Origin of the sequence: Sphingomonas sp. Leaf37, assembly GCF_920939475.1 — a bacterium.
GTDB lineage: Bacteria > Pseudomonadota > Alphaproteobacteria > Sphingomonadales > Sphingomonadaceae > Sphingomonas.
The window spans coordinates 23,598-35,722 of the sequence record NZ_CAKLAX010000006.1; the positions used below are offsets into that span (position 1 = coordinate 23,598).

The 12,125-nt window shown below is 67.8% G+C and carries 7 protein-coding genes; 5 read left to right on the plus strand and 2 right to left on the minus strand.

What is annotated here, in order from left to right; translation table 11 throughout:
- The first annotated feature begins 12 nt into the window (after positions 1-12).
- The 4 genes from LRA87_RS17275 (at position 13) to LRA87_RS17290 (ending at position 5,250) form a co-directional block, all read left to right on the plus strand.
- Positions 13-1,680 carry a M28 family metallopeptidase gene (locus tag LRA87_RS17275; protein ID WP_230781977.1) on the plus strand — a complete coding sequence of 556 codons (1,668 nt, stop codon included), beginning with the start codon at positions 13-15 and terminating at the stop codon, positions 1,678-1,680.
- A gap of 197 nt (positions 1,681-1,877) precedes the next feature.
- Positions 1,878-2,807: a 5-dehydro-4-deoxyglucarate dehydratase gene (gene kdgD / locus LRA87_RS17280; protein ID WP_230782229.1), complete on the plus strand. Its 930-nt coding sequence runs from the start codon at positions 1,878-1,880 to the stop codon at positions 2,805-2,807.
- Positions 2,808-2,824: 17 nt separating this feature from the next.
- On the plus strand, positions 2,825-3,712 hold the full coding sequence (locus LRA87_RS17285) for a LysR substrate-binding domain-containing protein (RefSeq protein WP_230781986.1): 888 nt from the start codon (positions 2,825-2,827) through the stop codon (positions 3,710-3,712).
- On the plus strand, positions 3,709-5,250 hold the full coding sequence (locus LRA87_RS17290) for a carboxylesterase/lipase family protein (protein ID WP_230781995.1): 1,542 nt from the start codon (positions 3,709-3,711) through the stop codon (positions 5,248-5,250). Before LRA87_RS17285 ends, LRA87_RS17290 begins: the two co-directional genes overlap by 4 nt.
- Before the next feature lie 195 nt (positions 5,251-5,445).
- Here LRA87_RS17290 and LRA87_RS17295 read toward each other — a convergent pair whose 3' ends face one another.
- Positions 5,446-7,272: a hypothetical protein gene (locus LRA87_RS17295; RefSeq protein WP_230781997.1), complete on the minus strand. Its 1,827-nt coding sequence runs from the start codon at positions 7,270-7,272 to the stop codon at positions 5,446-5,448.
- Positions 7,269-8,612, minus strand: a complete 1,344-nt coding sequence (locus LRA87_RS17300; RefSeq protein ID WP_230781999.1) for an MFS transporter — start codon at positions 8,610-8,612, stop codon at positions 7,269-7,271. The genes LRA87_RS17295 and LRA87_RS17300 overlap by 4 nt, the downstream gene beginning before the upstream one ends.
- 588 nt (positions 8,613-9,200) lie before the next feature.
- On the opposite strand from LRA87_RS17300, the gene LRA87_RS17305 reads away from it, so the two are divergent.
- A complete protein-coding gene (locus tag LRA87_RS17305) occupies positions 9,201-12,110 on the plus strand; it encodes a TonB-dependent receptor (protein ID WP_230782001.1) in 2,910 nt (969 codons plus the stop codon).
- The last annotated feature ends 15 nt before the right edge of the window (positions 12,111-12,125 follow it).

Consider the following 12,125-nt stretch of genomic DNA (forward strand, 5'->3'; position numbering starts at 1 on the left):
TAGACCGGCCGGATGACATGCTTCCGCCTCGCGCTCCCCATCGTCCTCGCTCTGGCGCCTGCCTTGGCGTTCGGCACCCCCGCGCTGGCGCAGGCGGCGAAGGATACGACGGCGGGGCGCCTGACCGAGACGGTCCGCACGCTGGCATCCGACGCGTTCGAGGGACGCGCGCCGGGGACGGTGGGAGAGGCGAAGACGATCGATTACCTGGTCGGCCGCTTCAAGGCGCTGGGGCTGGAGCCCGCGGGCGCGAAGGGCGGGTGGGTGCAACCCGTGCCGCTGCTCCACACCCGGCTGGGTGCGACGAAGCGGCTGTCGTTGAAGACGCCCGCCGGCACGACGCCGCTGGAGGCGGGCAAGGACCTGTACGTGTCCACGATCCGGCCCGACGACGTCGCGCGAATCGATGCGCCGCTGGTCTTCGTCGGTTACGGCGTGACGGCCGCCGAGCGGACATGGGACGACTTCAAGGGCGTCGACGTCCGCGGCAAGGTGATCGTGTTCCTGGTCAACGACCCCGATTTCCATGCACAGGCGGGCGAACCCGTGGCGAGCCGGTTCGGCGGGCGGACGATGACCTATTACGGCCGCTGGACCTACAAGTTCGAGGAGGCGGCACGACGCGGCGCGATCGGTGCGCTGATCGTCCACGACACGGCGGCGGCGGGCTATGGCTGGAACGTCGTCGTCAGCCCGGGGGGCGAGAATTACGACATCGTTCGCAAGCCCGCCGACGTGACCAGCGTCCGTCTGCAAGGCTGGATCGCGGAGGCTGCCGCCCGCCGGATGTTCGCATCCGCCGCGCTGGACCTCGACACCCTGAAAGCGGCGGCGCGGTCGCCCGACTTCCGGCCGGTCGAGCTCGACGGCGTGCGCCTCGATGCGGAACTGCCGGTCGCGCATGAGGTGGTGACGAGCCACAACGTGCTCGCGCGGATTCCCGGCACCACCCGGCCTGATGAGGTCGTGATGTTCGGCGCGCATTGGGACGCCTATGGCAAGGGCAAGCCCGATGCGGCGGGCCACGTCTATCGCGCCGGCGCCAACGACGATGCGCTGGGCGTCGCCGGGTTGCTGGAGATCGCGCGCGGCATGAAGGCGGCGCCACCGCCGGCCCGCAGCGTGGTCTTCGCCGCCTGGACGGCCGAGGAGCGCGGGCTGCTGGGATCGGAATATTATGCCGCCAATCCGCTCTATCCGATCGACCGGACGGTCGCGAACCTGACGCTCGACATCCTGCAGACCGATGGTCTCGCGAACGACGTCATCCTCGTCGGCAAGGGGCAGAACACGCTGGAGGATGCGATGGCGCGGGTCGCCGCCACACAGGGGCGGCGGGTAACGCCGGAGGGGCTGCCGGAGCGTGGGCTGTTCTATCGCGCCGATCATTTCTCGTTCGCCAAGCGCGGCGTACCGGTGATGCTGCTGATGGGCATCGCCGGGGCGTCGGACATGAAGCAGGGCGGCGTGGCGCGCGGGCAGGCGTGGATCGATGCCTATACCGGGACCTGCTATCATCAGGCATGCGACCGGTGGAGCGAGGACTGGAACCTCGCCGGTGCGATTCAGGATATCGCGCTGGTCGGCACCGTCGGCGGCGAGCTGGCGCGATCCGACGCGTGGCCGCAGTGGAAGGCGGGATCGGAATTCCGGCACCTGCGTCCGACGCCGGGTCGCTAGCGGCGCCGGCCGCTTTCGGGCGCGGGGCACGACATATGTGTATCCGTCGGGAGCGATCCAGCCAAGGCGTGCATCGATCCATCGCGGCTTTGGTTTGGACCCCGCCGCGTCGTCACCGTACCACGCTGTCCAAGACCCGCGATGCATGAATGACGCGGGGGCGACAGGAGAGTGCAGTGACCAGTTCGGCGACGACGATGAGCCCCACCGACATGGCGCGCCACCTGGGCGGCGGCCTGTTGTCCTTCCCGGTCACGCATTTCGACGAGGACGGCAATTTCCTCGAAGCGCCGTATCGCGAACATTGCGCCTGGATGCTCGGCCATGAGCTGACCGGCCTGTTCGCGGCGGGCGGCACCGGCGAATTCTTCTCGCTGACCCCGGCCGAGGTCGCAACGGTCGTCGCCGCCGCCGTCGCCGAAGCGGGCGGCAAGCTGCCCGTCATCTCCGGCTGCGGCTATGGCACCGCAATCGCCACCGGCATCGCGCGCGACGCCGAGCGGGCCGGCGCGGACGGCCTGCTGCTGCTGCCGCCCTATCTGGTTGGGGCGAAGCAGGAGGGGCTGGAACGGCATATCGAGGCGGTGTGCCGCGCCACCGGCCTCGGTGTCATCGTCTACAATCGTGACAATGCAGTGGTGGACGACGAGACGCTCGCCCGGCTGTGCGACCGCAACCCCAACCTCGTCGGCTTCAAGGACGGCGTCGGCGATATCGAGTTGATGACGCGCATCTACGCCCGGATGGGCGACCGGCTGACCTATATCGGCGGCCTGCCCACCGCGGAGACCTTCGCGACGCCGTACCTCACCATGGGCGTTACCACCTACTCCTCCGCGATCTTCAACTTCATGCCCGAATGGGCGCTCGCCTTCTACAAGGCGGTGCGCGCGGGCGATCATGCCGAGACGATGCAGCAATTGCGCGATTTCGTGCTGCCCTACATCACGCTGCGCAACCAGGGCCGCGGCTATGCGGTGTCGATCGTCAAGGCGGGCATGCGCATCGTCGGCCGCGATGCCGGCCCGGTGCGCTCGCCGCTCACCGATTTGTCCGATGCCGAGCATGACCAGCTGCGCGTGCTGATCGAGCGGGTGTCGCCCAAGGCCCTCGCGGCCGCCGCCTGACCGCGATAGGCTGGGCCATGTTCGAACTCAGCCAGCTCCGTTGCTTCGTCGCCGCCGCCGAGGAACTCCACTTCGGCCGCGCGGCGCAGCGGCTCAACATGACGCAATCGCCGCTCAGCCGGCAGATCCAGTTGCTCGAACGCATCCTCGACGTGACGCTGCTCGAACGCACCAGCCGCAACGTCGCGCTGACCCCGGCAGGCCGCGTGTTCCTGATCGAGGCGCGGCGAATCGTGCGACTGGCGGAAAGCGCCCAGCTCTCCGCGCGCCGCGTCGCGAAGGGCGATGCGGGCAAGGTCGCGATCGGCTTCACCGCCGTATCGGGCTACAACCTCGTGCCGCAGATCGTCGCACAGGCGCGCGCGGCGCTGCCCAACATCGACCTCGAACTGCGTGAGATGGTGACGACCGATCAGGTCGATGCGCTGCTTACCGGGCTGATCGACATCGGCTTCGTCCGCCCGCCGCTCGCCCGGCAGGAGTTCGACACCGCCCTGGTGCTGCACGAACCCTTGGTGGTGGCGCTGCCCGCCGGCGATCCGCGGCAGGCGAAGTCGGCACTGGAACCGGCGGACTTCGACGGCCAGCCGCTCATCATGTACGCGCGGCAGGGCGCGGGGTACTTCCACGACATGCTGATCCGCCTGTTCGACGAAGCGGGGGTCAGCCCGCAATACGTCCAGCACGTCACGCAGATCCATTCGATGCTCGGCCTCGTCCACGCCGGGCTGGCCGCGGCGATCGTGCCGGAATCGGCATCGGGGCTCCACCTGATGGACGTCCAGTACCGCCGCTTCGCCACCGATCCGGAGCGACCCGTCGAGCTGTTCATGGCGTGGCGGCGCGACAACCATAACCCGGCGCTCGCCCCGATGCGCCGGCTGTGCGAGGAAACCGCGGGATGATCGATCGGCGCGCGGTTCTGGCCGGCATGGCGGCGCTGCCCGCCACCACCGGCGCACGCGGGGCCGACCCGATCGCGACGACGACCTACGGCCGGGTACGGGGCCTGCGCGAGGACGGCGTGCTGGTGTTCCGCGGCATCCGCTACGGGGCCGACACCGCACCCCGCCGCTTCCGCCGCGCGCTGCCGCCGCAACCGTGGACCGGCGTCGCTGATGCGACCCGCTACGGCGCGGCCTCGCCGCAGACGAAGGCCGAAGAGCCGACGTCGGAGGACTGCCTGTTCCTCAACGTCTGGACGCCCGCGCTCGATGCCGGAAAGCGGCCGGTGATGGTCTATTTCCATGGCGGCGCGCACGCGCATGGCTCGGGATCCGACCCGCTGTACGACGGCAAGCGGCTGGTGCGGCGCGGCGACGTGGTGGTGGTGACGCTCAACCATCGGCTGGCGGGACTGGGCTACGCGTATCTCGCGCAGATTGGTGGCCCGGCGGAGAGCGGCAACGTCGGCAACCTCGACATCGTCCTCGCGCTGCAATGGGTGCGCGACAACATCGCGCGCTTCGGCGGCGATCCGGAGCGGGTGATGATCTTCGGCCAGTCGGGCGGCGGCGCGAAGGTGGTGACGCTGATGGCGATGGCGGAGGCGCGCCCGCTGTTCCACGCTGCCGCGACGATGAGCGGCCAGCACGTCACCGCCGCCGGCCCCAACCACGCCACCGCACGCGCCAAGGCGTGGATGGCGAAGGCCGGCGCGCGCGATGCGGCGGAACTCGCGACGCTGCCGGTCGAGCGGCTGGTCGCGGCGATGGCGATGACCGACCCGCTGGAGGGCAAGGGCGAGATCAGCTTCACCTCGACGCTCGACCACACCATTCTGCTGCGCCACCCCTTCTACCCCGACGCCCCGCGCGAGGCAGCGCATATCCCCCTGATCGTCGGCAACACGCACGACGAGACCGGCCTGTGGATCGAGGCGATGCTGAAGCGCGGCGACACGACCTGGGCGAACCTGCCCGAACGGCTGATGACGCAGATGACGCGCGATGTCGGCGTCGATCACGTCATCGCACGCTATCGCGAACTCTATCCGCAACGCACGCCGGGGCAGGTATTGCTCGCCGCCTCGACCGCAGGACGATCATGGCCGGGCCATCTGATCCAGGCGGAGGAGCGCGCGAAGATTGGCGCGCCGACATGGATGTACCAGCTCGACTTTCCCGCGCCGGAGGCGGGCGGCGTGCTCGGCGCGTTCCACTCGCTCGACATCGGGCTGGTGTTCGACAACACCGCCATCACCAACGCGCGGACGGGCAACGGCGTCGATGCGCAGAGGCTGGCGGGGCGGATGGCCGATGCCTTCATCCGCCTGGCGCGGAAGGGCGATCCGAACGGCGCAGGCCTGCCCGCATGGCCGCACTACGATCTGGCGCGCCGGTCGACGATGATCTTCGACCGGCAGATACGGGTGGAAAGCGACCCCCGCCGCGACGAACGCCTCCTCTTCGCGGTCGCGCCGTACATCAAACCCGGCGGCTAATTGCCAATCCCGACGTCCGCCAAACCCCTCCGTCACCCCGGACTTGTTCCGGGGTCCACCGCGCAGCAACGGACTCCCTCGAGCCTCTGGCTTTTCCCTCGCGGATACGTGGACCCCGGAACAAGTCCGGGGTGACGAGGCGCCGACCGTCCGCCGCAAACCCACCCGTGCTCCTGCCTACGCAGGAGCACGAAGCTATCGATCCCACGGAAACGCCAGCATCGGCCGGTTGGCATAGCGCGTCATCGCCAGCGTCATCCGCGCCCCGCATCCCGGCTCCAGCCTCACGGTAAAGTCCCGCCCGCCAACATCCCGCGCAACGCCGTCCACCGTCACCGCATCGATCCGATGCTCGGCATAGCTCCCGCCCTGCACCACGACGGTCCGCGCCACGCGCCCGGTGTTGACCAACGTCACCTCGGTGGACCGATCTCCCAAGGCATGCACCAGAGCCGCGACATCGTCCGGCACCCCCGCCCGCCGCCGCTCCGCATCGAAATAGCGCAACCGGCAATGCAGCGGCACGCCCCCTTGAGGCGGGGAGGTCGGCGACCACGACGGCCGGGCGATGTGCATCCCGCCCGTCATCGTCTGGATCAGCGCGGTCGCGCTCGCCGGGTTGATATCGATCGTCCAGTCCGCCAGCCGCTCCATCCGCGTGGTGCGGTCCGCCTCCCGCTTCGCCACCCGCTCCGCCACCCGCGCGAGATCGGCAGCCAGCGCCTTTTCCGCATAGCCGGTGTTGCGCCCGTGCAGGAAGGCGACCCACGGGTTATCCCCCGCCGCCGCCAGATCGGCCGGGTCCTGCGTCGCATACCAGATCTCGAACCCGCTGCTGCGATACGGCCCCGGCTTCCACCCGTACCAGCCGTCCGCGCCATACATGCTGGGAGCGGACATCGCGCCGTCGACGCGCTTCGCCGCCGCATTGATCCGCGCCGACTGCCGCCGCCACAGATGGATATACTCACGGTCGCCGGTCAGCAGCAGCCCATTGTAGAAAGCGGTGATCGATCGCGGCACGCGGTTGCGATTCTCGCGCACCCCCGTCTGCGGCACCTTCGGCGAGAAGCCCCAGCCGTAGACGCCCTTCCACCATTCCTTGCCCACCTTGCCGTCGAGCCCGACCCTGCTCGGCACGATGTCGCCATTCGCCCGCGCCCGCTCCATCCATGCATCGAGATAGTCGAGCGCCCAGCCCCGAAACCGCTCGCCCGCGCCCAGCGCATAGGCGTTGAGACCCAGCGTCGTCGCTTGCAGATTCAGCGGATTGTCGCCGACCACGTCGCCATATTCGTCGTAATGGGCCAGCGTTTGCGCGTAATTCTGCTCGCCATGCTCCATGTGGAACGGCCGCGTGTCGAACGGATCGCCGGTCCAGTCGAGCGGCGTCGCCTGCCGCAGCATCGGTCCCTTGCTGCCGTTGAGCACGCTGCGGATCACCCGCGCTTTAGCGTCGTAATTGGCGACCGACCGGTCGCGCCCGGTGTAGAAATCGGCGAAGCGCCGCGTCCGCTCGATCAGCCTCGCATCGCGCGGCGCGCTCAGCCCCATGACGTTGAAGCTGGTGAGTCCCTCGCTGTTGTGCTGCCAGTCCATCTGCACCGGAAACTCGCGGTAGTACATGCCCTGCCGCGCGATCGGCACCTCGACCGTCTTCGCCGCGGTATATTGCCGGATGTGCCCCTCCCAGAACCGCTGCGCCAGCGTCAGCAGCCGGTCGGACGCCCCGAGCGCGTGCAGCGTCACCCAGTCGTTGGTCGCCTCCGCCGCATCGTCTGGCCCGTCGTTGGCACCCCAGCGCTCGAACACCTGCAACGCATCGCCCGGCCCGACGTACTTCGCGAAGAACGCCTCGCACGCCGCGGCATTGGCGGCGAGCAATTGCCGTTGCAGCAGCGCCCAGCGCGGCGCGGCCATCGGCGTGTTCACCACCAGCGGCTGCGGCTTTCCCTTTGCGGCGGCGGGCAGCAGGGTCAGCGCCGCCCCGGCGGTCAGCAGCGAACGGCGGTCGATGCTCATGCCGGCAACTCCAGCCGCCGGATCGGCCCGACGATCACCAGAAACGCAAAGATCGTCAGCAGGCAATGCGCGCCCACGAACACCAGCGCCCAGTCGAACGACCCGGTCGCACCGACGATGAAGCCGACGACGATCGGCGTGACGATCCCGGCGATGTTGCCGAACATGTTGAACACGCCCCCCGACAGACCGGCGAGCTGTTTCGGCGCGACGTCCGCCATCACCGCCCAGCCGAGCGAGGCAACGCCCTTGCCGAAGAACGCCACCGCCATCAGCACGATGACCAGCCATTCCGCCTCCACCCAGACGCAGGCGATGATCGCCGTCGCCAGCAGCATCCCCGCGACCAGCGGCCCCTTGCGCGCGAGGTCGAGGTTGCCGGTCCGCTTCAGGATGGCATCCGACGCGAACCCGCCGACCAGCCCGCCGACGAAGCCGCACATCGCCGGCGCGGCGGCGGCGAACCCCGCCTCCATGATGTTCAGCCCGCGCTCCTTGACGAGGTAGATCGGGAACCACGTCACGAAGAAATAGGTCAGCACATTGATGCAATATTGGCCGAGATAGATGCCGAGCATCATCCGATTGGCGAGCAGCCGCCGCACATTCGGCCAGGTAAAGGTGCGCGGACCGGCCACGGCCTCCTCCATACGGATCAAACCGCCGCCCTCCTCGATATGATCGAGTTCGGCCTGGTTGATCGCGGGATGCCGGACTGGGCTGTGAATGTAGCGGAGGAAGGCGAGCGCGGCGAGGATACCGAGCAGCCCCATCGCCCAGAACACCGACCGCCAGCCGAAGCTGTGCGCCAGCCATCCCATCAGCGGCGCGAACGCGACCAGCGAGAAATATTGCGCGCTGTTGAAGATGGCGGATGCGGTGCCGCGCTCCGGCCCCGGAAACCACGCCGCGACCAGCCGCGCATTGCCGGGAAACGACGGCGCCTCCGCCAGCCCGACGAGGAAGCGCAGCACGAACAGCGTCGCAACCGCGGAGATGACCGGAAACCAGCCGACGAACCCCTGCATCGCGGTCATCACCGACCAGAGCGCGATCGCGCCCGCGTAGATGCGCTTGGTCCCGAACCGGTCGAGCAACGCGCCGCCCGGAATCTGCGCCAGCACATAGGCCCAGGCGAAGGCGGACAGGATGAACCCGGTCTGCACCGGCGACAGCCCCAGCTCGCCCGACGCCTGCGTCCCCGCGATCGAGAAGGTCGCACGATCGGCATAGTTGATCGAGGTGATGAGGAAGATGAGCGCGATGATCCGGTAGCGCACACGCGTCGGCGGCTGCCCGGTGGCGGGGCTGGCGACGGCCTTGATGGCGGCGGCGGTCATCGATCGCTCTCCTGTGTGACGTAACGCCCGTCTGCGCGGGCTGATGGAGGACGCTAACGGAGGCGAGGGATGGGGTCCAAGTCGAAAACCGGGACGATCGAGCCAATGCATGGCTGGATAGGGGTCCCCTGCCCCATGTTCCCCCGTCACCCCGGACGTGTTCCGGGGTCCACTCGCCCCACTTCCCCCGTCACCCCGGACTCGTTCCGGGGTCCACCGCGCGGCCAAGGGAAAAGCTTGAGCCTCTTGTCTTGCCTTCGCGGCGGAGTGGACCCCGGAACAAGTCCGGGGTGACGGAGGCGCGGATCACACCAATGCAACACCCGCAACGACCTACACCTCTCCGCCGTCATTCCCGCGCAGGCGGGAATCCATACCGGCAGACGCTGCGGCTCCATTCCCGACCGTCATGATGATGATCCCCGCCGACGCGGGGATGACAGAGAGACGACAGGAGTCACACCCATGCACGACCCGCAACGATCCATGCCGTTTTGAGGTTGGCTTTGCCCATCCCCCCGGCGCTACCCCAGCATGACAGAACCGACCCCGGTTACGGCAAGGTCGGACATAGTAACGAGGGGATCGATGATGGGCATGTCCGGCATCCGTGGACTGAAGATCGCGCTGGGGCTGACCACGGCCGCGATCGGCCTGACCGCAGCGCCCGCCTTCGCGCAGGCCGCACCCGAGACCAATGCCGAAAAGGCCGCCCGCGCGCCCGGCAACCAGCAGGACACGGCCTCGCCGCCCGCCTCGCCCGCGGTCGCTCCCGAACCGCAGGTCGCCGACGCGCCACCGCTGAATGACGGCGGGCAGGACATCGTCGTCACCGGCTTCCGCGAAAGCCTGAGCAGCGCGATCAACATCAAGCGCAACCAGACCGCGACGATCGACGTCATCAAGGCGGAGGACATCGCCGAATTCCCCGATCTCAACCTCGCCGAATCGCTCCAGCGTATTCCCGGCGTCGCGATCAGCCGCGTCAACGGCGAGGGCCGCAACATCTCGGTCCGCGGCCTCGGGCCGGAATATACCCGCGTCCGCATCAACGGCATGGAAGCGATCGGCACCACCGGCGGCACCGACAATTCCGGCGGCGTCAACCGCGGTCGCGGCTTCGATTTCAACATCTTCTCGTCCGACCTGTTCAACAGCCTCGCCGTCCGCAAGACCGCGACCGCGGACGTCGAGGAAGGATCGCTCGGCGCGACCGTCGACCTCCAGACCTCGCGCCCGTTCGACTACAAGAAGCCGACCGCGGTGATCTCGGCGCAGGCGAGCTACAACGACCTGCGCCGCAAGGCGACGCCGCGCTTCTCGGGCCTCGTCACCACCTCGACCGAGGATGGCCGGTTCGGCGTGCTGCTGTCGGTGGCGTACGAAGAGCGCAAGCTGCGCGAAGAGGGCGCGAACATCACGCGCTGGACCTATGGCGGGTTCAACGGCGGCTTCAACGCGGCATCCACCCTGCCCGGCTATACGCTAGGGCAGATCAACTACGGATCGGTGGCCACCCAGACCGATTATGCCGGCCAGGGCCTGTTCCACCCGCGCATCCCTGGCCTCGTCACCTACGAGATCGACCAGAAGCGACTCGGTGCGGCGGGATCGGTGCAGTTCCAGCCGACCGATGCGACGCTGATCTCGCTCGACGGCCTCTATTCGCGCCTCGATGGCAGTCGCGCGGAATCGCAGATCCAGGCGATCAGCTTCAGCCGGTCGGGCACCGGCAAGCCGCAGACGATCATCCGCTCGGGCGTGGTGGACGACAAGCGCAACATCATCAGCGGCACGTTCGACAACGTCGATGTCCGCTCGCAAAGCCGCTACGACATCCTGCGCACCGATTTCTATCAGGGCACCGCCAACCTCGAACAGAAGTTCGGCGATGCGGTGAAGTTCGTCGGCACCGTCGGCTACGCCAAGTCGGAATTCAGCAACCCGACCCAGACCACCGTCACCATCGACGCGGTCAATTCCAACAACTTCTACTACGACTTCTCGACCCGCTTCCCGACGATCCGCCCCGGCTTCGACGTCACCAATCCGGCCAGCTACACCTTCACCAACGGCAACAGCGAAGTGCGCGTCCGCCCGCAGACGGTCGACAACAGCTTCAAGACCGCCAAGGGCTATCTGGAGTGGACCGCCAGCCCGATCGTCAAGCTGAAGGCGGGCGTCGACTGGCGCGAGTTCCAATATTCCTCGACCGAGGGCCGCCGCAATGCGGGCGAGACGGTGGTGCAGACGCTGACCCCGGCGCAGCTTGCCGCGGCGACGACGCTCCACACCAATTTCGGGCGCGGCATCGACCTGCCCAACGGCACGCCGACGTCGTGGCTGGTGCCGGACATCGACAAATTCGCCGCGCTCTACAACATCTACACCGATCCACTCTACGCCGTTGGCCGGCTGGACAATGCGACCGCGCGCGGATCGTACATCACGGTGCGCGAGCGCGACACCGGCGGATGGGGGATGACCGAATTCAACCTGGCCGATGCGGGCATCCGGCTGCGCGGCGATGCGGGTGTGCGTTATGTCCACACCAACCAGGTCTCGACCGGCTATACCGGCGTCGGCACGTCGGTCAGCCTGCTGACGGCAGAGCGCAGCTACAATCGCTGGCTGCCGTCCGCCAACCTCGTCTACGATCTGACCGATACGTTGCTGGTCCGCTTCGGCGCGGCCAAGACGCTGTCGCGTGCCGGCATCGCCGCACTGACGCCGGGCGGCAACCTCAACATCTCGGGCGGCAACCGCGGTTTCAGCTCGGGTAATCCGGATTTGAAGCCGACCGAATCGACCAATCTCGACGCCAGCCTGGAATGGTATCCGACCAAGGGCGCGGTCTATGCGATCTCCGGCTTCCAGAAGGATATCGGCACCTTCGTCCAGACATTGAGCGTCAACGTGCCGTTCGCCGATCTCGGCCTGCCAGCATCGCTGCTCGCCGGCAGCGCGGCATCGGCGAACGACATCTTCACCGTGACGCAGCCGGTCAATTCGAGCGGCGGCAAGCTGCGCGGGTTCGAGGTGAACGTGCAGCAGCCCTTCACCTTCCTGCCCGGCTTCCTGCGCGATTTCGGCGTGCTGGCGAACTACACCTACGTGAAGTCCGACATCAAATACCTGCTGTCGGCGACCAGCACCGCGACGGTGACGCAGCCGCTCGTCGGCCTGTCGCGCCATGCGGCCAATGCTACGCTCTATTACGAGACGAAGCGCTTCTCGGTCCGGGGATCGATCGCCTATCGCGACAAATATCTGACGGCGGTGCCGGGGACCGAGGGCAACAGCTTCAACGGCACCAATTCGACCACCAACGTCGATGCGCAGGTCAGCTACAACATCACCGACGCGCTGAAATTCAGCCTCGAGATGATCAACCTGACCGACCAGTTCAACGACCAGTATGTCGATGCCAGCAACCGGCTGAACGTGCTGACCCACAGCGGCCGGCAATTCATCTTCGGCGCCCGCTACGCCTTCTGACGGCGGAGCGTCCCT